This is a genomic window from Aeromonas sp. QDB63 (assembly GCF_027707425.1).
Classification (GTDB): Bacteria; Pseudomonadota; Gammaproteobacteria; order Enterobacterales; family Aeromonadaceae; genus Aeromonas; species Aeromonas caviae.
Genome location: NZ_JAPCIS010000005.1, coordinates 24,572 through 45,956, shown reverse-complemented (window position 1 = coordinate 45,956; position 21,385 = coordinate 24,572). Strand labels below are relative to the sequence as shown.

The 21,385-nt window shown below is 64.3% G+C and carries 21 protein-coding genes and 1 pseudogene; 13 read left to right on the top strand and 9 right to left on the bottom strand.

Features of this window, described 5'->3' with window-relative positions; all coding sequences use genetic code 11:
- The first annotated feature begins 104 nt into the window (after positions 1 to 104).
- The 6 genes and pseudogenes from PG879_RS05205 to PG879_RS05180 all read left to right on the top strand — a co-directional run bounded on the left by PG879_RS05205 (position 105) and on the right by PG879_RS05180 (position 4,727).
- Positions 105 to 1,298 (top strand): methyltransferase, encoded by a 1,194-nt coding sequence (locus PG879_RS05205; protein ID WP_010674836.1) that lies wholly within the window; start codon positions 105 to 107, stop codon positions 1,296 to 1,298.
- Positions 1,299 to 1,486: 188 nt separating this feature from the next.
- Positions 1,487 to 2,919: pseudogene (locus tag PG879_RS05200) on the top strand (chitinase).
- Between the two features lie 122 nt (positions 2,920 to 3,041).
- Positions 3,042 to 3,407, top strand: a complete 366-nt coding sequence (locus tag PG879_RS05195) for a VOC family protein (protein ID WP_010674835.1) — start codon at positions 3,042 to 3,044, stop codon at positions 3,405 to 3,407.
- Positions 3,408 to 3,614: 207 nt separating this feature from the next.
- On the top strand, positions 3,615 to 4,013 hold the full coding sequence (locus PG879_RS05190; protein ID WP_010674834.1) for a GFA family protein: 399 nt from the start codon (positions 3,615 to 3,617) through the stop codon (positions 4,011 to 4,013).
- Between the two features lie 29 nt (positions 4,014 to 4,042).
- Complete coding sequence (locus PG879_RS05185) at positions 4,043 to 4,270, top strand: DUF4287 domain-containing protein (RefSeq protein ID WP_010674833.1); 228 nt, start codon at positions 4,043 to 4,045, stop codon at positions 4,268 to 4,270.
- Between the two features lie 46 nt (positions 4,271 to 4,316).
- Positions 4,317 to 4,727, top strand: coding sequence for an SRPBCC domain-containing protein (locus PG879_RS05180; RefSeq protein ID WP_010674832.1), 411 nt, complete (start codon positions 4,317 to 4,319; stop codon positions 4,725 to 4,727).
- 85 nt (positions 4,728 to 4,812) lie between these two features.
- Here the strand turns inward: PG879_RS05180 and smrB are convergent, their stop codons facing one another.
- Positions 4,813 to 5,337: an endonuclease SmrB gene (gene smrB / locus PG879_RS05175; protein ID WP_029314568.1), complete on the bottom strand. Its 525-nt coding sequence runs from the start codon at positions 5,335 to 5,337 to the stop codon at positions 4,813 to 4,815.
- 65 nt (positions 5,338 to 5,402) lie between these two features.
- Here smrB and prmB point away from each other — a divergent pair, with 65 nt between their 5' ends.
- Positions 5,403 to 6,338, top strand: coding sequence for a 50S ribosomal protein L3 N(5)-glutamine methyltransferase (gene prmB, locus PG879_RS05170; RefSeq protein ID WP_010674830.1), 936 nt, complete (start codon positions 5,403 to 5,405; stop codon positions 6,336 to 6,338).
- A 16-nt stretch (positions 6,339 to 6,354) separates the two neighbouring features.
- The gene (aroC, locus tag PG879_RS05165; protein WP_010674829.1) at positions 6,355 to 7,443 is read left to right on the top strand and encodes a chorismate synthase; all 1,089 of its coding nucleotides are present in this window, start codon (positions 6,355 to 6,357) and stop codon (positions 7,441 to 7,443) included.
- 87 nt (positions 7,444 to 7,530) lie between these two features.
- On the opposite strand, the gene PG879_RS05160 is transcribed toward aroC, so the two are convergent.
- Positions 7,531 to 8,349 (bottom strand): substrate-binding periplasmic protein, encoded by an 819-nt coding sequence (locus PG879_RS05160; RefSeq protein WP_010674828.1) that lies wholly within the window; start codon positions 8,347 to 8,349, stop codon positions 7,531 to 7,533.
- 305 nt (positions 8,350 to 8,654) lie between these two features.
- Between PG879_RS05160 and PG879_RS05155 the strand changes: the two genes are divergently transcribed.
- On the top strand, positions 8,655 to 10,055 hold the full coding sequence (locus tag PG879_RS05155; protein ID WP_010674827.1) for a DEAD/DEAH box helicase: 1,401 nt from the start codon (positions 8,655 to 8,657) through the stop codon (positions 10,053 to 10,055).
- A gap of 85 nt (positions 10,056 to 10,140) precedes the next feature.
- On the opposite strand, the gene PG879_RS05150 is transcribed toward PG879_RS05155, so the two are convergent.
- The 4 genes from PG879_RS05150 to cra all read right to left on the bottom strand — a co-directional run bounded on the left by PG879_RS05150 (position 10,141) and on the right by cra (position 13,965).
- Entirely contained in the window at positions 10,141 to 10,830 is a 690-nt protein-coding gene (locus PG879_RS05150; protein ID WP_043155504.1) for an RES family NAD+ phosphorylase, read from the bottom strand.
- Complete coding sequence (locus tag PG879_RS05145) at positions 10,830 to 11,234, bottom strand: antitoxin Xre-like helix-turn-helix domain-containing protein (RefSeq protein WP_039040750.1); 405 nt, start codon at positions 11,232 to 11,234, stop codon at positions 10,830 to 10,832. Before PG879_RS05145 ends, PG879_RS05150 begins: the two co-directional genes overlap by 1 nt.
- 243 nt (positions 11,235 to 11,477) lie before the next feature.
- On the bottom strand, positions 11,478 to 12,671 hold the full coding sequence (locus tag PG879_RS05140) for an aromatic amino acid transport family protein (protein ID WP_039040751.1): 1,194 nt from the start codon (positions 12,669 to 12,671) through the stop codon (positions 11,478 to 11,480).
- 307 nt (positions 12,672 to 12,978) lie between these two features.
- Complete coding sequence (cra, locus tag PG879_RS05135; protein WP_010674823.1) at positions 12,979 to 13,965, bottom strand: catabolite repressor/activator; 987 nt, start codon at positions 13,963 to 13,965, stop codon at positions 12,979 to 12,981.
- 307 nt (positions 13,966 to 14,272) lie between these two features.
- Here cra and fruB point away from each other — a divergent pair, with 307 nt between their 5' ends.
- From fruB to fruA, 3 genes are read left to right on the top strand one after another with little or no spacing between them, the layout of a single operon-like run.
- On the top strand, positions 14,273 to 15,373 hold the full coding sequence (gene fruB / locus PG879_RS05130; RefSeq protein WP_010674822.1) for a fused PTS fructose transporter subunit IIA/HPr protein: 1,101 nt from the start codon (positions 14,273 to 14,275) through the stop codon (positions 15,371 to 15,373).
- Positions 15,373 to 16,362 (top strand): 1-phosphofructokinase, encoded by a 990-nt coding sequence (gene pfkB / locus PG879_RS05125; protein WP_010674821.1) that lies wholly within the window; start codon positions 15,373 to 15,375, stop codon positions 16,360 to 16,362. The genes fruB and pfkB overlap by 1 nt, the downstream gene beginning before the upstream one ends.
- Positions 16,359 to 18,083, top strand: coding sequence for a PTS fructose transporter subunit IIBC (fruA, locus tag PG879_RS05120; protein ID WP_010674820.1), 1,725 nt, complete (start codon positions 16,359 to 16,361; stop codon positions 18,081 to 18,083). The genes pfkB and fruA overlap by 4 nt, the downstream gene beginning before the upstream one ends.
- Positions 18,084 to 18,165: 82 nt before the next feature.
- Here the strand turns inward: fruA and PG879_RS05115 are convergent, their stop codons facing one another.
- Positions 18,166 to 18,417 carry a DUF1289 domain-containing protein gene (locus PG879_RS05115; protein ID WP_039040754.1) on the bottom strand — a complete coding sequence of 84 codons (252 nt, stop codon included), beginning with the start codon at positions 18,415 to 18,417 and terminating at the stop codon, positions 18,166 to 18,168.
- Between the two features lie 150 nt (positions 18,418 to 18,567).
- Between PG879_RS05115 and mltA the strand changes: the two genes are divergently transcribed.
- The gene (gene mltA / locus PG879_RS05110; protein WP_041211455.1) at positions 18,568 to 19,719 is read left to right on the top strand and encodes a murein transglycosylase A; all 1,152 of its coding nucleotides are present in this window, start codon (positions 18,568 to 18,570) and stop codon (positions 19,717 to 19,719) included.
- Positions 19,720 to 19,830: 111 nt separating this feature from the next.
- Here mltA and yfaE read toward each other — a convergent pair whose 3' ends face one another.
- Positions 19,831 to 20,151, bottom strand: coding sequence for a class I ribonucleotide reductase maintenance protein YfaE (gene yfaE, locus PG879_RS05105; protein WP_041211579.1), 321 nt, complete (start codon positions 20,149 to 20,151; stop codon positions 19,831 to 19,833).
- 48 nt (positions 20,152 to 20,199) lie between these two features.
- Positions 20,200 to 21,333: a class Ia ribonucleoside-diphosphate reductase subunit beta gene (gene nrdB, locus PG879_RS05100; RefSeq protein ID WP_010674816.1), complete on the bottom strand. Its 1,134-nt coding sequence runs from the start codon at positions 21,331 to 21,333 to the stop codon at positions 20,200 to 20,202.
- Positions 21,334 to 21,385 lie beyond the last annotated feature (52 nt).

The following is a 21,385-nucleotide window of genomic DNA, read 5'->3' as shown; positions in this document are numbered from 1 at the left end:
AATCCCTGCTTTTTGTCAGGCTACCAGCGGCGCACAGGCGAGTGCTTTTTGACGGCAGATCGCTAGAATGAGCCTCCCTTTTTGCGCCAAAGGACAGGTTCACCGTGCTGGCCCACCGTTTTCGACAACTGGACTGCTTGCTCACCGCCGAGCGACGCTGGTGGCAATACCAGCCCTATCACCATTTGGGGATCGCCTTTGCCCGCGAGGCGCCAGCCCTTGCGAAGTGCCTGGCAGCCCTGACCCTTGACGAGATAGCGCACCTCGACGGGGACATGGATGCGCTCTGCACCCTGCTCGCCCCCTGGATCCCGGCGGGGGCCGAGTTGCAGGCCCTCGGCGAGCTTGCCCCTTTCGCCCCAGAGCCCGTCCAGTGCGCCAGGACCATGGCGATGTACATGCCGGGACGCAAGCAGGGGCAGATAGAGGCCTTCACCGGCTGCCTGCCCCCCCACCAAGGTCCCTATCTGGAGTGGTGCGCCGGCAAGGGGCATCTGGGGCGCCTGGTGTCGCTGCACCGTGGCGCGGAGATCCTGAGCCTGGAGTGGCAGGGGGCGCTCTGCGAGGAGGGGCGGCGGCTCGCCGCGCGCGACGGCGCCAACATGCGGTTCGTGGAGGCGGATGCCTTTGCCACCGAGTCCGGGGCCCTCATCGCCCCGCACCATCACGCCATGGCGCTCCATGCCTGCGGCGATCTGCACACCCATCTGCTGACGCGGGTGGCCGAGGGGCGTGCCCAGGGGGTGACCCTCTCCCCGTGTTGCTACCACCTCATCAGAGGAGAGCACTATGCGCCCCTCTCCCGGGCCGCCAGGGCCAGTGCCCTGCGCCTTGGCAAGAGCGATCTGAAGCTGCCGCTGCAGGAGACGGTGACCGGCGGCGCCCGCATCGCCCGGTTGCGGGAGCGGGAGGTGGTGTGGCGCCTCGCCTTTGACTGCCTGCAGCGCCAGGTGCGCGGGGTGGATGAGTACCTGCCGGTGCCCAACCTGCAAAAGAGCCTGCTGACCGGGGACTTCGAGGATTTCTGCCACTGGGCCGCCGAACGCAAGGGGATGGGCTTGCCCGCGGGGCTCGACTACGCCGCCTTGCTGGCACAGGGGGAGCGGCGCTTTGGCGATGTCGCCCGCATGGAGCTGGTGCGCCACCTGTTTCGCCGCCCCCTGGAAATCTGGCTGCTGCTCGATCGCGCCCTTTTCCTCGAGGAGCAGGGCTACCGGGTGGAGGTGGGCACCTTCTGCCCCAAACCCATGACCCCGCGCAACCTGCTGATCCGGGCGGTGCGCGCAGGGGGGATCTGAGCAAGCGTCCGCACAGGTCGGATGGCTGCGCCAACAAGGCCAGGGGCTGGATCCCCCTGCAAACGAGCGCCATCTGAGTGCAGGGAGGCGTGGCTCACAATTTCGCCAAATTCTTAATTCTTGTCGTGAATTTAGTTGCCAGGATGCCTATGCTCGCCCTGACATTTTCAAGACAAGGATGGTTACCCATGTTCATGCTCACGCGCACCGCCTGCCTGGTTGCCCTCGTCTGGGCACTGCCCGGCCAGAGCGCCATGACAATCCAGCCCGATCCCCAGAACAGCGGCGGCTATGTGATGGCGGCGGCGGATCTTGCCAGTGCGGCCCAGGCCAAGACCGCCAACCCCATGTACGGGATCTGGTCCCACGCCCTGGCCACCCGGCCCAATTCGGTGGTGGAGGCCATCGTAGCCCGCGCCCCCGGCAACCCGGACAACGTCAAGCGGGTCGAGCGGGTCTTCACCGAATCGGACTGGGAGTTCCTGACCCAGATGGCCGCCCCGGAGTACACCTACGAGCGCTTCCTGCGGGCGGTGGGCAAGTTCCCCGCCTTCTGCGGCGACTACACGGACGGGCGCAATGCGGACGCCATCTGCAAGAAGTCCATCATCACCGCCTTCGCCCACTTTGCCCAGGAGACCGGCGGCCACATTGCCAAGGAGAATGTCTCCGACAACCCCCTGGGGCTGGAAGAGTGGTGCACGTGCGGGAGATGGGCTGGTCTGAGGGGCAGACCGGCTACACCACGGGGTGTGGCCAGAGTGACTGGCAGAACCGGCGCTGGCCCTGCAGCACCGGTCAGGGCTATTTCGGTCGCGGCGCCAAGCAGCTCTCCTACCACTTCAACTACGGCGCCTTCTCCGAGGCCATGTTCGACGGCGACGCCTCTGTGCTCCTCAACAACCCCGGGCTGGTGGCGGACTCCTGGCTCAACCTCGCCTCCGCCATCTGGTTCTTCCTGACGCCCCAGGCTCCCAAACCCGCCATGCTGCACGTCATCGACCGGACCTGGGTGCCCTCCCAGCGTGAGCTGGCGGCGGGCATCGGCTACGGCTTTGGCACCACCATCAACATCATCAACGGTGGCATCGAGTGCGGCGAGCAGAACAAGAACAAGGGCCAGCCGGTCAACCGCATCCGCTACTGGGAGGGGCTCGCGGCCCACTACGGGATCCCGCTGCTGGCGGACGAGAAGAACACCTGCTGGCAGCAGACCCCCTATGGCAGCCTCAACCTCAACGGTGCCACCGACGTGCTCTACACCAACTGGGACGGCAACTGGAAATACTACCCGGACAGACCCGGCGGCTACTCCTTCGAGTGCGATCTGGTGGGGTACCAGACCGCCTATTCGGCCCTGGTGCCGGGGGATTACGAGAAGTGCGTGACCAACTTCTACGGCTCCCACGCCAGCTGGCCCAAGGTACGGGTGGTGGCCGCGCTGGATCCGGCCCCGGTCGACCCCGGCACGCCGCCGGTGGACGGGGTACCGGCCTGGGAGGCAAGCAAGGTCTACACCGCGGGCAACAAGGTGAGCCACAAGGGGGTCATCTATCAGGCCAAGTGGTGGACCCAGGGCAACGAGCCGGGCAAGGGGGATCCCTGGGCACCGGTAACCTGAGAGTCAGTACAAGCGCAAGCACTCCGGGGAGGCCGCGCGCCTCCCTTGTTGATCGCCGCGCTGGCTTGCTGCGCCTCTTTTGGCACTGATAGCCTGCGGATTCACACCGAGGGAGGATGACCATGAACATCGCCATTCATTTTGAAATTCCGGTACAGGATCTGGAGAGAGCCATCCGCTTCTATGAGGGGGTCTTCGAGACGGTGCTGGAGCGGGTGCAGATCGATGGCAACGAGATGGCGCTCTTTCCCCTGGAAAGTGGCACGGCGGGCTGCTCCGGCGCCCTGGCGAAGGGGGAGAGCTATGTGCCGAGCCTGGATGGCACCCGGATCTATCTGCGGGTGCCTGACATCGAGGGGACCATGGCCCGGGCACTGGCATCGGGCGGGGCCTGTCTCTATCCCGTCACCCGGGTCGGGGAGGGCCTCGGGGTGGCGGAGTGTCGGGATTGCGAGGGGAATCGCATCGCCTTGCAGGAGGGAACCTGACCATTATTTATCCGGTGCATGGGATATGTTGAGTCATTCACGCGATGAATAAAGAGGGGGATTTTCCCGCTCCGGGAGTCTCAGACCCGCGGTGAGGCCCCGGAATGGTCAGTTGCCGCCCCCCGGATCCCGTGCTACTTCATCTGGTGCGGCAAGAAGGCGAGCACCCGTTCGCCCGGTCTGTCGCCCCAACTCTCAGGAGGCATCATGGAAGGACATTGTCTGTGTGGCGGGATCACCGTGTCGAGCGGCGATCACAAGGAGGTCAACCTGTGTCACTGCGCCATGTGCCGGCGCTGGTCAGGGGGGCCCATGTTCGCGGTGCACGGGGGCAAGGGCGTACGGTTCACCGGGATGACCCCGGTGGCCTACCGCTCGTCGGAGTGGGCGGAGCGCGGATTCTGCCCCACCTGCGGCACCCATCTTTTCTACCATCTGTTGCCGACGGACGAGTACATCCTCTCCGCCGGCCTGTTTCAGGATCAGGGGTTCGAGCTCACCGGGCAGATCTTCATCGACGAGAAGCCCGACTTCTATGCCCTCAAGAACGACACCCCGACCCTGACCGGGCAGCAGGTGTTCGAGCAGTTCGCCCCCAAACCCTGAGCCTGTAATCACCCCGAGGAGAAGCCATCATGGATGAACAACCGAAGGTGAAGGGGCCTGCCTCCTATTTTCCCGCCATCGAGCAGAAATACGGCCACCCCATCGTCCACTGGCTGACCCTGCTGGCGGGGCGGGAGGAGCGCAAACACATGGCCCTGGTGGCCTGGCTCAAGGACGAACACGCCATGGGTCACGGCCATGCCAATGCCCTGGTGGCACACTTTTTGGCGCAGCCCGATGCGCCCGGCGTGGCATGACAGTGCCACAGTGCAAAACGTGCAGGAAAGCCAGAGGAGCAGAGAGATGAAGATAAGCGTCAGCGTCTGGGTTGCCAGGCCGATTGCCGATGTGTGGCGGGGCTGGAACACCCCCGCCAGCATCATGGCGTGGAACGCCGCTTCCCCGCAGTGGCACTGCCCCCAAAGCCGGGTGGACCTGCGGGTGGGTGGGCGTTTTTGCCACCACATGGCGGCGCGGGATGGCAGCACGGGGTTCGATTTCGAGGGGACCTTCACCGAGGTCACGGCGCCGACGGGGCTCGGCTACGTCATGGCCGATGGCCGCGAGGTGAGCGTGCGGTTCGTGGCAGAACAGGGGGGCACCCGGGTGGAGGAGCGGTTCGATGCCGAGTCCCTGCACAGCGGCGAACAGCAGCGGGCGGGGTGGCAGAGCATCCTGGATAACTTCAAGCGCCATATGGAGGCCGCCGGCTGACCCCTGCGGGGTGCCAATAAAAAACCACCGCAAGCTGGCGGTGGTTTTTTTATGGCGTTCGTCCGGGGCAAGGCGGGGCAGGGGGTCACTCCGCGATGTCCAGCAGCACCAGGATGGCGCTCTCGCCCCCCCACTCCCGCGGCGCCTGGTGAAAGGCGCGCACAGCGGGGTGCTGGGCCAGCCAGCTCGGGATGCGCTGCTTGAGGATGTGCTTGCCGATGCCGTGCATCACCGAGGCGACGTGGATGTTCTCTTTTCGGCACAGGGTGAGCAGGGCCGCCAGCTCCTGCTTGGCCTGGTGCTGGTTCATGCCGTGCAGATCCAGATAAATCTCCGGCGGGTAGCTGCCGCGCTTGAGCTTTTTCAGCTCGAATTTTGACACGTCGTCGCGCACGTAACGGGTCGGCCCGTCCGCCTCGAGATGGGGCTGGTACTCGTCGCTGAAAAAGTAGTCAACCCCAAGCTTTTCGCGGCTCTCGCGCACTTCGCGTTTCTGCTTGACCGGGTTTGAGGAGGCCCTTATGGTATCTTGCTTAATTTTCCGGGTACCTTTGACAGCATCACGAAACAGCAGGCTTTCCTCGTCTGTGAGTGAGGGCGTATTTTTCATCAGGTACTCGTCTTGCTCGCTGTATAAAATTCTCGGGCCGGATATTACTCGACTTGGAGGTGGATTTGGACAAGATATTTATCGATGAGGTGGTTGCCGAAATGCACACCATCCAGGACATGTTGCGCTGGGCCATGAGTCGTTTCAACGACGCCGGGATCTTCTACGGACATGGTACCGACAACGCCTGGGATGAGGCCGTGCAACTGGTGCTGCCCGCGTTACATCTGCCGCCGGACGTGGATCCGGGCATGCGCCACTCCCGCCTGACCACCAGCGAGCGCCACCGCATCGCCGAGCTCATCATCCGCCGCGTGCAGGAGCGCATTCCGGCGCCTTACCTGACCAACAAGGCCTGGTATGCGGGCTGGGAATTCTACGTGGACGAACGGGTGCTCATTCCGCGCTCCCCCATCGCCGAGATGGTGGCCAACCGCTTCGCCCCCTTCCTGAAAGACGAACCGACCCGGATCATGGACTTGTGCACCGGCTCCGGCTGCATCGCCATCATCATGGCCCACGAGTTCCCCCATGCGGAAGTGGATGCCATCGACATCAGCGTCGATGCCCTCAACGTGGCCGAGCGCAACATCAACGATCACGGACTGGAGCAGCAGGTTATCCCCATTCGCTCCGATCTGTTCCGGGATCTGCCGGCCGGTGACAAGTACGATCTCATCGTCTCCAACCCGCCCTATGTTGACTCCGAGGACATGTCGGATCTGCCGGAGGAGTTTCGCCACGAGCCGGAGCTGGCCCTGGCGTCGGGCTCCGACGGCCTCAAGCTCACCAAACGTCTGCTGGCCAATGCCGCCGACTTCCTGAAAGAGGATGGCGTGCTGGTGGTCGAAGTGGGCAACAGCATGATCCACCTGGAAGCCCAGTTCCCCGAGGTGCCCTTCACCTGGGTCGAGTTCGAAAACGGCGGCCACGGCGTCTTTGTGATGACCCGCGCAGAGCTCGAGCAGCACCAGGCCCATTTCGCCATTTACAAGAACTAAGCAGCAAGGAGCATTCATGGCAGGGAACAGTTTCGGCCAACTCTTTCGGGTCACCACTTTCGGCGAGAGCCACGGTCTGGCGCTGGGCGCCGTGGTCGACGGCTGCCCGCCGGGGCTGGAGATAAGCGAAGACGATTTGCAGGGGGATCTGGACAGGCGCAAGCCCGGCACCTCCCGCTACACCACTCAGCGCCGCGAGGCGGACGAGGTGAAGATCCTCTCCGGGGTGTTCGAGGGCAAGACCACGGGCACCTCCATCGGGCTGCTCATCGAGAACACCGATCAGCGCTCCAAGGACTACTCCGAGATCAAGGATCTGTTCCGTCCGGGTCACGCCGACTACACCTATCACCAGAAGTACGGCCAGCGTGACTACCGTGGCGGCGGCCGCTCCTCGGCCCGCGAGACCGCCATGCGGGTCGCGGCGGGGGCCATCGCCAAGAAGTACCTGAAACAGGTGCACGGCATCGAGATCGTGGGTTTTCTCTCCCAGCTCGGCCCCATCAAGGCGGAAGGGTTCGACGAGAGCCAGATCGAGCAGAACCCCTTCTTCTTCCCCGATGCGGGCAAGCTGGAGGCGCTGGATGAATACATGCGTGCCCTCAAGAAAGAGGGCAACAGCGTGGGGGCCAAGGTGTGTGTCGTGGCACGCAATGTGCCGGTGGGCCTGGGGGAGCCGGTGTTCGACCGCCTCGACGCCGACATCGCCCACGCCATGATGGGCATCAACGCGGTGAAGGGGGTGGAGATCGGTGACGGCTTCGCGGTGGTGGAGCAAAAAGGCTCCGAGCATCGGGACGAGATGACTCCGGCCGGCTTTGCCAGCAATCATGCGGGGGGCATCCTGGGGGGCATTTCGTCGGGTCAGGAGATCGTGGTGAGCATGGCCCTCAAGCCTACCTCCAGCATCACGGTGCCGGGCAAGACCATCACCACCAGCGGTGAGGCCACCGAGATGATCACCAAGGGTCGTCACGACCCCTGCGTCGGCATCCGTGCCGTGCCCATCGCCGAGGCCATGCTGGCCCTGGTGCTGATGGATCACCTGCTGCGCCACCGCGCCCAGAACCAGGGCGTGCACACCCAGACCCCGCAACTGCGCTGATCATGCTGCAGGCAGGGTGAGTGATCACCAAAAACCACAAGGCGACCCCAGGGTCGCCTTTTTCATGGTTTTTTGCCGGCGTCGGCGTCAGGGGGCCGATGGCGTCGAGAGCGATGACAGCCGGGTTGCGTCCAGGCGGCAGCGGGGCGGCGCAAAGGCGGGATCCGGTGAGGGCAGGGCGGCGATGGCGGAATCGATGCGGGCGAGCGCGTCCTCGTTCACGGCCTCTTTGGCAAACATCAGGCGCACCGGCTGCTGGTGCAAGAGCACCTGACACTGGATGGCATCGCTCGCCCCGAGCTGGCCGAGCCGGTAGCGGGCGTACTGCCACTCCATGATGACGCCGTCGAGGCGGCGCGCCAGCAAGAGGGTGAGCAGCCTGTCATCGCTGTTGTATTCGCTCGCCTGCCCGAGGGCGGGGCACTCCTCGCTCATCGGCAGGGGGCGGGTGCCTCGCAGCTTGCCAAGGCGCAGCCCCTTGGCCTGGCACAGGGTTGCCAGCTCCGTGATCTCTCGCCAGCCCTCGGGCTCCCCGGCCTGCGGGCGCTGGCTCAGCAGCACGAAGCTGGCGCGCCGATAGGGGGCGGAGAAGCGGGCGAACCGCTCCCGCTCGGGGGTTTTCAGGGCGCCCATGGCCACGTCCAGCTGCTGGCGCTCCATGAGGTAGAGGGCCCGGGCCCAGGGGAGGTTGCGAAAGGCGGGCTCCACGCCTGCCTTGCCCAGGATCTGGCGGGTCAGGGTCACGTCCAGTCCACCGAGGGTACCGTCGGCAGCGATTTGGCTGAAAGGGGGCCAGTGGCTCCAGGCCACCGACAGGGTCTCCCTGGCGGCGAGGGGCTGGGCGAAGAGCAGGGGCAGGACGAGGCCCAGCATGCGCCGGGCGGTGGGGGTGAACTTCCGTTTCAATCAAAACCTCCTGTTCCGTGTATCGCGCCGTCCCCGGCAGGCTGCGCAGGGGCATTGATACATACGGCGATTCGGGCCATTTTGTCCTGCCTTCGTCCCTATTTCCAGCCGTGCTGGGAGGCGCATCACATTTTCCTCGTCTAAGTGCGCCAACTCCGTTAGACTGCGCCTCTATTCTTTCCCCTTTGCTCTGCTCCCCGGGGAAATCGTTGTTTTCTCTATAGGCCCGGATCCTGTGAGATGGCATCGGCTCAGCAGAGGAGCCCCACCACGATCTTTGGCGCCCCTATCCCTAGCAGGTAACTATGAGTTTTACTTCCCTCGGTCTGGCCGAACCCTTGTTGCGTGCCGTTGCCGAGCAAGGCTACGACACCCCGTCTCCCATCCAGCAACAAGCGATCCCGGCGGTACTGGCTGGCCGTGATCTGATGGCCGCCGCCCAGACCGGGACCGGCAAGACCGCAGGTTTCACCCTGCCGATGCTGCAGCGTCTGACTGAAAGCAAGCGCAAGGTCTCCCCGAATCGCATCCGTGCCCTAGTGCTGACCCCGACCCGCGAGCTGGCCGCCCAGGTGGGCGAGAGCGTGCGCAACTACGGCAAACACCTGCCGATCCGCAGCCACGTGGTATTTGGCGGCGTGAGCATCAACCCCCAGATGATGGCGACCCGCCGTGGTCTGGACGTGCTGGTGGCCTGCCCGGGCCGCCTGATGGATCTCTACAACCAGAACGCCGTCAAGTTCGATGAAGTGGAGATCCTGGTACTGGACGAAGCGGATCGCATGCTCGACATGGGCTTTATCCGCGACATCCGCCGCATCCTGGCCCTGCTGCCGAAGAAGCGCCAGAACCTGCTCTTCTCCGCCACCTTCGCCGACGAAATTCGCGAGCTGGCCACCGGTCTGCTGGACAACCCGGCGGTGATCGAAGTGACCCCGCGCAACAGCACCGCCGAGCGCATCGAGCAGCTGGTACACCCCTGCGACAAGGCCAACAAGATTGCCCTGCTGAGTCACCTGGTCACCAGCAACGACTGGCAGCAGGTGCTGGTGTTCACCCGTACCAAGCACATGGCCAACCGCGTTGCCGAGACCCTCGACAAGAACGGCGTCAGCGCCGCCGCCATCCACGGCAACAAGAGCCAGGGTGCCCGTACCCGCGCCCTTGCCGGTTTCAAGGATGGCAGCGTCAAGGTGCTGGTGGCGACCGACATCGCCGCCCGTGGCCTGGACATCGACAAACTGCCCCAGGTGGTCAACTTCGAGCTGCCGAACGTGGCGGAAGATTACGTGCACCGTATCGGCCGTACCGGCCGTGCTGGCGCCGCTGGTCACGCCATCTCCCTGGTGGCCGCCGATGAGGGCAAGCTCATCAAGGCCATCGAGCGGCTGACCAAGCAGAACATTCCGTGCGAGCAGGTGGCCGGTTTTGAAGCCTCCCGCGAGACCCTCGACAACATCGCCCGTGGCATCGGCGCGCCGCTTCGCAAAGAGCCGCGGGATCCGAGCGAGCAGCGCCGTGCGCCGCGTCCGCAAGGTCAGGGCCAGCGTCAGGGTGCCGGTCGTTCTGCCAACGGTGGCAATGGCGGCGGTAACCGCTCCGGCAACGGTGGCAAGCCCAAGCCCCAGGGCGGTCAGCGTCCGGAAGGCGGCGCCGCCAAACCGGCCCAGGCCCGTCGTCCGCGCCGCGCCAGCCACAACCAGTAAGCGGTCAGGGAGCCAGGCTCCCCCACTGTTCGGTTGATACAAAAAGCCCCGCCAATCTGGCGGGGCTTTTTTGTCCTGGTAGACGCTATTCACCGTAGAGGCGGATCTCCAGCACATGGGTGATGGCCTCGCCGCTCCAGTGGTACTCCAGATGACGGGCGTGGTCCACCCGGCTGACCAGACGGGGGCGATAGAGCACGTGGCAGCCGTGACCGGGGTGGCGCACCGAGCGGTAGTGGATGCCGTCCGCCCCGGCAACCTTCTGCTCCCGGGCGAAGGCCTGGGCGGGGCCGTAATCGGTGGCGTGATAGAGGGGGCCTGGCAGAAACGCCGGGCCCGTGATGTCGATGAGGCTGGCGCTGAACTGCGCCTGGATCACTCGCATCTGCACCTTCTGGGCCGGCTCCCGGGTGTACCCGAAGATCCGCTCCCTGTGGTAGACCGTCTCCTTGATGCCGGTGTCGAGGGAGGGGGCACAATAGTAGCCGCCAAAGTCCCCCGTGGTGAAACGGCCACCCTCGGGATTGAGGTGGGTGAAGGCGGCCATCACATAGCTGCCGCCGGGCAGCCCCACCAGCCAGTCTTCCCTGGGCACCCGCATCAGCTCGCCCGCCTCTTCCCTCAGCCTGTCGTTGGTCAGGGCCTCGACGGCCCAGACCGCCTCCAGCTCGTCGGCGGTAGCGACGTCTTCATAGAGGCAGATGGGGGGAAAGCGGCTCGGGATGATGCGATAGGCGCAGGCATTGTGGAAGGTGCGCAAGGGCGGGGAGGACATCAGGCCATCTCCCCGCGCCAGGCGTGCAGCCGGGTGGCCACTTCGTAGAGATCGGCCACCCGCCCACCCTGCATGACCTCCATGGCGCTGCGCCCGGCGAAGAAGGGGTGGCTGTTGGGTTTGCGCACCCAGCCATAGATGCTCTCATCCAGGCTGAACAGCAGCCGCAGGCTCTTGTGGATGTTGAGCAGATAGCTCATCCGCTCCTGGAGATCGGCGCTCAGCCGAATACCGCCGCTAGCCTCCTTGTACTTGTTCAGGGTGGAGCGGGAGGTAATGCCAAGCAGCCTGAGCTGTTCATCCGTGCTGCACTGCCATTTGTCCAGGATGCGAAACACCACGGGCAGGGCCTTGCTGGGATCGACGGCGGGCTGTTGCCGGGGAAGAGATGCGGTGGCGGCCATGTTGCCTCCCGGGTTGGCGTGCCAGACGGGCACGGGATCGTGGGTTGTCTGCTAAGCAGTGTAGGGCAGGGGCGCAGTCATGTACATATCTATACATGGTTGTACTCAAATGTTCATTGTTGGATGAGCTTCGCGAGGAGGGGCGCGGGTCGGCCAAGTGAGCCCGTGCCAATGAAACGCCCCGCCAACTGGGTTGGCGGGGCGTGTCTCTTTGCGGCGTTTCTGCTTGTCGGGTCGGGGAGATCAGAGGGCGGGCAGCAGCCCCATGCTGACGCTGACCTGCACCCCGACGATCAGTACCCCCATGGCACCGGCCAGACCCAGGGCCAGTACGCCGCCCGGGACGCGGTAGTGGTTTGCCTCGGCCTGCTTGCGGCTCTGCCACACCAAGGCCACTGGCAGCAGCACCGCCAGCACCGCCAGCGCAATGGCGGCGTAACCGAGCGCCATGATGAAGCCTTGCGGGAAGTAGAGGGCGAACAGCAGGGGCGGCACGAAGGTGATGAGGCCGGTCTGGGTGCGGCCCTGCCAGTTGTCCTTGCGACGGGTCACCTTGGCCATGAAGTCGAACAGTCCCAGGGTCACCCCGAGGAAGGAGGTGGCGAGCGCGAGATCCGCAAACAGATGCATCGCCTGGTTGAAGGCGGGCCAGCTCACCAGGCCGCCGACGTTGGCCAGCAGGCTGTCCAGGGCGCCGCCGGTCTGGATCAGGGATTGCTGGCCCAGCAGCCCCAGTATGGCGACCTGCCACAGTACGTAGAGCACGAGCGGCAAGGCGGAGCCCCACACGAAGACCCGGCGCAACTGCCTGGGGTTGTCCCCGAGGTAGAGCATGACGCTCGGGATGGAGCCGTGGAAGCCGAAGGAGGTGAAGATGACCGGCAGGCCCGCCAGCAGCAAGCCTTCCCCGAGGGGCATGGAGAGCAGGTGCTGCCCCTGGGCGCGGGGCAGCAGCAGCGCCAGCACCGCCACCATGATCACCAGCTTCACGGTGAACATCAGGCGGTTGAGGTAATCCACCTGCCTGGTGCCGACGCACACCATGCCGCCAAACAGCAGGGTAAAGACCCAGGCCGCCTGCTCCTGGCCGAGGGGCAGGCCGGCATCGGCCAGTGCCTGGGCCAGCAGGCTGCTGCCGCCGCTGATGTAGGCGGAGGCCAGGGCGTAGAACAGCATCAGGATGCAGAAGGAGGCGATGCCCTTGCCCCAGGGGCCGAGCAGGTGATCCGCCAGCTGGTGCAGGTACCACTTGCCGGTGCTGAGGCTGGCTTCCACCTGCAGCATGGCGGTGAAGGCCATCAGGGCCCAGAGGCCGATCATCAGCATCAGGGTGGCGGGGCCGCCCAGGGACGAGGAGGCCAGCGGCAGGGCCAGCATGCCGGCGCCTATGGTGGTGCCGGCAATCAACAGGGTACAACCCAGGGTCTTGGTATTCATGTCATCCATCCGAAAGTGAGGGGCGCTGTTGCAAACAAGAGAGAGCCAGTTGGCTGTGTCGGGAGACGCCTCCGGGGAAAAGCCGGAGGCTAGCAATATCGGAGTGGACACATCGTTACGAACAGCCGCAGGTTGTAAAACAGGGTTGCCACGTTAGCCGATTAAAATATCGAAAACAAGCGGGAGTGAGCGAAGGTTCTACTGTGAAAGGCGCTTGTGTGGAAATAAATGATGACAGTTGTCTGGAGTGGATGGCGTAAAAACACGCAAAGGCGACCGTGGTCGCCTTCGGCACGTCCGTTTCGCGTCAGCGGCGGCGTTTGAGGGTACGGCTCACATAGTGCAGGCCGCTCTGGTAGTCGCCATTGACCGCCTTGAGGGCCAGCGTCAGGGCCTGGCTTGCCAGGGCGTCGTGCTGCTGGGGCAGGGAGTTGATGCCAAAGGGGAGGAAATCGAGCAGGCGGTCATCCCCGAAGGTAGCCATGGCGAGCTGGCTCATGTCGGCCTCCTGCTCCAGCAGGTAGTCGAGCACCCCCTCCATCAGGATGTAGGAGGTGGTGATCAGCGCCTCGGGCAGTTGGCCGAGCTGCTGATGGAGCGTCTTGATCAGGCGATACCCTTCGGTGCGCGAGAAGTGGGCCCCTTCACACAGGTGGCGGGTCGCACTGTGACTGGCAATCGCCTGTTCGAAGCCCGCTTTTCGCTCCTGGCTGATCGTCAGTTCCGGCAGTGCAGTGATCAAGGCGATATGACCGATGGCCGGGGTGAGCAGGGAGGCGGTGAGGTCCAGGCTCGCCTTCTGGTTTTCACTCGCCACGGTGACGAAGTGCTCGGTGGCCATGGCACGGTCGATGGCGAGGATCTGCACGCCCCGGGACTGCTGCTCCAGGTAGAAGGGATCCGCCGGGGGGAGGCAGCTTGCCACCAGGAGCGCGTCCACATGGCGGCTCACCAGCATCCGGGCCAGCTCCTTTTCGGTGTCCGGATCGTCCTCCGAGCAGACGATGAGCAACTGATATCCCTGGGTGCGGGCCCCTTGCTCCAGGCGCTTGGCGAGCTTGGCGTAACTGGCGTTTTCGAGGTCGGGCAGGATGAAGCCGAGGGTGCGGGTCTGGCCGCCGCGCAGGGAGGCGGCGCGGCTGTCCGGCTGATAGTTGTGGGCATGGACCACGGCCATCACCTTGTCGCGGGTTGCCTGGCTGATGCGGTATTGATCGGCCTTGCCATTGATCACATAGCTGGCGGTGGTGCGAGAGACACCGGCCAGCGCGGCGATTTCATCCAGTTTCATCATGTTGGCTCTGTTTGAGTTGCAAGGCCCGCGCCGGTTCCTGGTTGGGGCGCCGAAAAGTGTGCGCGGGATCATATCATTGAAACGTACTTTCTGCGGGATCTTGAACAATGCGCTGAAACGATTCAGTCTGAGTGTAAGTGAAACGATTCAGCTTGTCAGTAACGGATGATTATCTGCACTTGGAAATGGGTTCCGGCTCACCAAAGCGAGAGATCACCGTCTATTGTCAGCAGGCAAGTTACCCGAAAATCGAGTTGAGTTGCGCCGGTACGCCGCGAGGCGAAGCCGGACCTGATGGAGAATCTCTATGTTGAAGTTGGCGCGACAGCAAATCCTGTTGGGACAATCGGTGACGACCAAGGCGGACGCCATCGCCCTGCTGGCAAGCAAACTGACCGACGCCGGTCTGGTTGAAGCAGGTTACGTGGACGGCATGCTGGCGCGGGAAGCGCAGCACGCCACCTATCTTGGCAGCGGTATCGCCATTCCCCACGGCACCACGGACACCCGTCATCTGGTGAAGAGCACCGGTGTCATGGTGGCCCAGTTCCCCCACGGCATCGAGTGGGACGAGGGGCAGATTGCCTACGTCGCCATCGGCATCGCCGCCAAGTCCGACGAGCACCTGGGGATCTTGCGCCAGCTCACCCACGTGCTGGGTGACGAGCAGGCCGCAGCCCAGCTCAAGGGGGCGACCGACGAAGAGACCATCATCAATATCCTGACTGGCGCGACTGCCGCCAAAGAGGTGCAATACCTGACCCTGGCGGACTTCCCGGCCGACGACCAGGACCAGTTGCTGCTGGGGGCTGCGGCCCGCGCCAAATCCGCAGGCTGGGGAGACGCCGCCATGGTGAGCGCCCTCCTGGCCAGCCAGCCTGTTCACCTGGGGGAGGGCATCTGGCTGGCCCGTGCGCAAGCGGCCCAGACCGGTTGGGTGCTGGCCACCCCGAGCACCCCGCTGAACGTCGGTGAATTGCCGGTCAGCGCCCTGCTACTGCTGTGTGCCGCAGATAGCGGCCATCTGCCGCAACTCGAGAATCTGGCCAAGCTGGCCGCAGCCGGCCAGTTGGCCACCCTTTCTGGCAGCGACGGTCTGGCCATGTTGCAGGCGGGTCCGGCGAGCGGGCTGTCCGAGACCTTCACCATCATCAACCCCCACGGTCTGCATGCCCGTCCGGGCGCCATGCTGGTCAAGGTGGCCAAGGAGTATGAATCCGACATCCGCGTCGCCAACCTCGATGGCAGCGGTGAAGCCGTCTCTGCCAAGAGCCTGATGAAGGTGATCGGGCTTGGGGTCAAGTGCGGTCATCGTCTGGCGTTTCGCGCCGAAGGAGCGGATGCCGAAGCAGCCCTCAAGGGCATTGGCGAAGCCATTGCCGCCGGCTTGGGCGAGGGGGCGCACTGATGGACATCGTCACCATCACCCTTAATCCCGCGCTCGATCTCACCACCCGTCTGGAGGCCATGCACCCTGGCGAGGTCAATCTGGTGAGCGAGGCCAACTTGCGCGCCGCGGGCAAGGGGATCAACGTCGCCATGGTCTTGAAAGATCTCGGCCGTGACGTAGGCCTGACCGGCTGGCTCGGCGAGGGTAACCAGCAGAGCTTCGTCTCCCTGTTCGAGGAGCGTGCCCTTGCCGATCACTTCGTGCGCGTGGCGGGCGACACCCGGATCAACGTCAAGATCTCCGAACAATCCGGCCGGGTGACCGATCTCAATCTGCCGGGACTCGCGGTGCAGGAAGGCGATGTCAGCGCCCTGGAAGCGGCGCTGGAGCGACTGGCACCCCACACTGACTGGTTCGTGCTGGCGGGCAGCCTGCCCAAAGGGGTGGCCCCCGATTACTGCGGCCATCTGATCCGTCTGCTCAAGGCCAAGGGCAAGCAGGTGATCTTCGATTGCAGCGGCGCGGCGTTGAGCGAAGGGATCAAGGCGGCGCCGACCCTGGTCAAACCCAACCTGGAAGAGCTGAGCCAGTGGGCGGGTCGCCCCGTGAAGACCCTGAGCGAGCAGGCCGAGTGCGCCCGCGCGCTGCAGGCCAGCGGGATCCCCAACGTGGTGATCTCCAATGGTGCCGACGGCCTCATCTGGTTTGCACCGGATGCCACCTGGCAGGCGATTCCGCCGCGCATGGAGGTGGTCAGCACCGTGGGTGCCGGCGACTCCCTGGTGGCGGGCCTGGTCCATGGCATGAGCCTGGACTGGACGCCGGAGCAGACCCTGCGGCTGGCCACCGCCGTCTCGGCACTGGCGGTGAGCCAGGTCGCGGTCGGCTTCAACGATATCAATGTGCTCAAACCGTTACTCGAGCAGGTGCGCGTACAGCGTCTGGATGATCTGGCACCGACTCAACCCCAACCCCATTTGATGGCTAACTCAGGAGATGCCCAATGAAAGCAATTCTGGTTACGGCTTGCCCGGCGGGCATTGCCACTAGCTTTCTCGCTGCAAAACGGATAGAACAGCAGGCCAAACTGGCTGGCTGGGAGCTCACCCTCGACGTCGACTCCAGCGTGCAGCCCCGTCAGGTTCCCTCGAAAGAGCTGATTGCCGCCGCCGACCTGGTGCTGGTCGTTGCCAGCGCACCGGTGGATCTGGCCGCCTATGATGGCAAGTCGCTCTATCGGGGCGACATGGATCTGGCGCTCCAGGATCCCGCTGCCCTGCTGGACGCCGCGCGAAGCGGTGCCAGCGTCTATCGCCATGAGGCGACGCCTGTGGTTGCCAAACCGGCCAGCGGTGCCAAGCGCATCGTGGCGGTGACGGCCTGCCCGACCGGGGTGGCCCACACCTTCATGTCGGCCGAGGCCCTGGAGACCATGGCCAAGCAGCTGGGTCACCAGATCCGCGTCGAGACCCAGGGATCGGTCGGTGCCCAGAATGCCTTGACGGCGGACGAGATTGCCGCCGCCGATCTGGTGTTCCTCGCCACTGACATCGAGGTGGACATGGCGCGCTTTGACGGCAAGCCGGTCTATCGCACCAGCACGGGGGCTGCCCTGAAGAAAACCCGGGCCGAGCTCGACAAGGCCTGGACCGAGGCGAAGGTCTATCGCCACAGCGGCGCGGCTGCGGTCAAGAAAGAGGAAAAGGCGGGCCCCTACAAGCACCTGCTGACCGGTGTCTCCTTCATGCTGCCCATGGTGGTAGCGGGGGGCCTTATCATCGCGCTCTCCTTCATCTTCGGCATTGAAGCGTTCAAGGAAGAGGGGACGCTGGCCGCGGCCCTGATGAAGATCGGTGGCGGCTCCGCCTTCGCCCTGATGATCCCGGTGCTGGCAGGCTACATCGCCTACTCCATCGCCGACCGTCCGGGTCTGGCGCCCGGCATGATCGCCGGTATGCTGGCAAGCTCGCTCGGCGCCGGTTTCCTTGGCGGCATCGTCGGCGGCTTCCTCGCCGGTTACAGCGCCAAGTTCCTGAGCGACAAGGTGCGCCTGCCGGTCACCCTGGAAGCCCTCAAGCCCATCCTCATCATTCCGCTCTTTGCCAGCCTGTTCACCGGTCTGGTGATGATCTACGTGGTGGGTGGCCCGGTGGCGGGCATCATGAATGCCATGACCGAGTTCCTCAACAACATGGGCTCTGCCAACGCCGTGCTGCTGGGTGTCATCATCGGCGCCATGATGTGCTTCGACATGGGTGGCCCGGTCAACAAGGCGGCTTATGCCTTCGGTGTCGGCCTGCTCGCCTCCAAGACCTATGCCCCCATGGCAGCGGTCATGGCCGCCGGCATGGTGCCTGCACTGGGGATGGGGATCGCGACCTTCCTGGCCAGCAGAAAGTTCATCAAGGCGGAGCAGGAGGCGGGCAAGGCCTCCTTCGTGCTGGGTCTGTGCTTCATCTCCGAGGGGGCCATCCCGTTTGCCGCCAAGGACCCCATGCGCGTCATCCCGGCCTGCATGGCGGGCGGTGCCCTGACCGGTGCGCTCTCCATGCTGTTCGGCTGCGAGCTGGTGGCACCCCACGGTGGTCTGTTCGTGCTCTTCATCCCGAACGCCATCAGCCATGTGATGATGTACATCCTGGCGATCGCGGCCGGTTCTCTGGTGACCGGGGTGGCCTACGCCATGCTCAAGCGTGGCGAGGAGCAGGCCAAGCTGGCGACCGCCTGAGGGCGTCACGGCGTGACACACTCTTAATGACAAGGCGGCCCTGGGGCCGCCTTTCTTGTTGGGGGGAGGGGCAACGTGGGATTTAAAAATCCCAGCCCGGCGGGGGCGGCGGATCGGCCGCCTCTGCGGCCTGCGCCTTGCGGCGAGCGGCCTCGACCCTGGCCTTGCGGCTGCGGCACAGGCGCATCACCTCCTGCTGCTGGGCAGGGGTCATGGCAAGCCAGTTGAAACGCTCCTCGCGACTTCGCAGGCATCCCTTGCAATACCCCTTGTTGTTCAGTTCGCAGACCCCGACACAGGGGCTCTGGAGCGGGAAGATTTCGAGCTGTTCCATCCATGACCTCTCACACCTTGTCACCTTGTTATAACCCAGAAGATCACGGCAGGAGAAATCCGTCGTCGGGGGCGTGAAGGCGTTTGCTTTCCCCGGGCAATTTTGGCATCTTCCCCGCCGTGCAAGACACTCGGTGTTATATGAGGACATATGAATAGACATGCGTACTGGTTGGCCGCCGCCGTGGTGGGGCTGGCCGGTTGTGCGGGCAATCCTGAACCGGTCAAGGTGCCCCAGAAGAAGGCGGAATCCGGATGTTTTCTGAACTGCGAGATCCCTGAGAATCTGGGCAAGCAGTATCTGGATGGTGCCCTGCCGGGGGATCTGGTGCGGGTGGAGCGGGTCAACAGCCGCGTCCGCGCCGATTACAGCAAGTTCGGTCCCCAGAGCCGGCTGGTGATGGAACGCTCCGGCCGCATGGCGAGCCGCTATGGGGAGCTCTACCGTCAACTCTCACGCTGGGTCGCCAATGGGGGCAATCCCGCCCATATCACCCAGTACGGCATCAGCCTGGCGCAGCTTGGCGGTGCCGACCGCATGGGCAACGTGCTTTTCACCGGTTACTACTCGCCGGTGCTGGAAGTGCGCCATCGCCCGGACGCCCAGTACAAGTATCCCATCTATGCCATGCCCAACTGCGGCGACCGCTGCCCGAGCCGGGCCGAGATCCACCGGGGGGCGCTGGCCAACCGGGGGCTGGAGCTGGGCTACAGCAAGTCCCTCATCGACAACTTCCTGATGGACGTGCAGGGTTCCGGGTTCGTTCACTACGGCGATGACGACCGGTTGCAGTACCTCGGTTACAGCGGCAAGAACGGCCACGGCTATGTCAGCATTGGCCGGGTGCTCATCGACCGTGGCGAAGTGCCCAAGGAGCAGATGTCCATGAAGGCCATCAAGGAGTGGGCCAATCGTCAGCCGGAAGAGAGCGTGAAGGAGCTGGTGGAGCAGAACCCCTCCTATGTCTTCTTCGAGCGCCGTCCCACCAATGACGTGGTGGGGGCCGCCGGCATTCCGCTCTTGCCCATGGCGGCGGTGGCTGCCGACAAGACCCTGCTGCCCATGGGCACCCCCATCCTCGCGGAAGTGCCGCTGCTGGACAAAGCAGGCAACTGGACCGGCAAGCACCAGCTGCGGCTGCTGATTGCGCTGGATGTGGGGGGCGCGGTGAAGAAGGGCCACCTCGATCTCTACCACGGTATGGGTGAGAAGGCCGGTGTCGCGGCCGGTCACTATAAGCACTTTGGCCGGGTCTGGAAGCTGGGTCTGCACCACGGGCCGACCGCCGCCCCCTGGTTGTAACGCAAGAGGGTCATGGCCCCTCATTTAAGAGACGGGACATTCCCATGAAAAAAGCCGCCGGAGCAATCCGGCGGCTTTTTGTTTGCGGGGCAGATCTGGCGATAAGGGCCGTCAGCCCTTTCGGATATCGAGCTTGATGGCGCCCACCGGCTGACAGCAGCAGGGGAGGCACTCCCCCTGGGAGACAAAGGCGAGCGGGACGGCGGCGTAGTGCACCTTGCCCGCCAGCAGCGGGGTGCGGCAGGCGCCGCAATAGCCGCTGCGGCACTGGAATTCCACGTGATGGCCGTGGCGCTCCAGGGTCTCCAGCACGCTTTCGCCGGGATGGGGGTGCAGCACACCGTCCAGGGTCTGTACCTGGAGGGCTTGCCCCTCCGACGCCGTGGTGGCGGAATGCAGGGGCGCGTTCAGGGTGGCGGTGGCGTCACTCACGGACGTCACTCTCCCGCATCATGGTCTGCCAGCAGAGGTTGCCTTGCATCACAGCTCGAAGTCACCCAGATCGTCGGCGTGCACTTCACTGTCGATCTGACCCACCAGATAGGAGCTCACTTCCACTTCCTGGGGCGCCACCTGCACGTTGTCGGAGGAGAGCCAGGTGTTGATCCAGGGGATGGGGTTCTGCTTGGTGCCGGCAAAGGCCGGTTGCAGGCCGACGGCCGCCATGCGCAGGTTGGTGATGTATTCCACGTACTGGCAGAGGATGTCCTTGTTCAGGCCGATCATGGAGCCGTCCTGGAACAGGTATTCGGCCCACTCCTTCTCCTGCAGGGCCGCTTCCTTGAACAGCTCGAAGCAGGCCTGCTCGCACTCGACGGCGATCTCCGCCATGTCGGGGTCGTCGTTGCCGCTGCGCATCAGGTTCAGCATGTGCTGGGTGCCGGTCAGGTGCAGCGCTTCGTCACGGGCGATCATCTTGATGATCTTGGCGTTGCCCTCCATCAGCTCGCGCTCGGCGAAGGCGAAGGAGCAGGCGAAGCTCACGTAGAAGCGGATTGCTTCGAGGGCGTTGACGCTCATCAGGCACAGGTAGAGCTTCTTCTTGAGCTCCCGCAGGCTGATGGTGACTTCGCGATCCCCGATCCGGTGGGTTCCCTCACCGTGCAGGTGATAGACGGAGGTGGCCTCGATGAGATCGTCATAGAAGTGGCTGATTGAGCCGGCGCGCTTCAAGATCTGCTCGTTGGTCACGATGTCGTCGAACACCTGGCCCGGGTTGTTGACGATGTTGCGGATGATGTGGGTGTAGGAGCGAGAGTGGATGGTCTCGGAGAAGGCCCAGGTCTCGATCCAGGTCTCCAGCTCCGGAATGGAGACCAGGGGCAGCAGGGCCACGTTGGGGCTGCGGCCCTGAATGGAATCCAGCAGGGTCTGGTACTTCAGGTTGGAGATGAAGATGTGCTGCTCGTGGGGCGGCAGAGCCTGGAAGTCGATGCGGTCGTGGGAGACATCCACCTCTTCCGGGCGCCAGAAGAAGGAGAGCTGCTTCTCGATCAGCCGCTCGAAGATGTCGTGCTTTTGCTGATCATAACGAGCCACGTTGACCGACTGGCCGAAGAACATCGGCTCCTTGAGCTGATCGTTTTGGGTCTGGCAAAAAGTAGAGTAAGCCATGGTTCGAATGCCGTGAAATAGGGAAAACAGGAGGGCGGGAGCTTGATGCTCC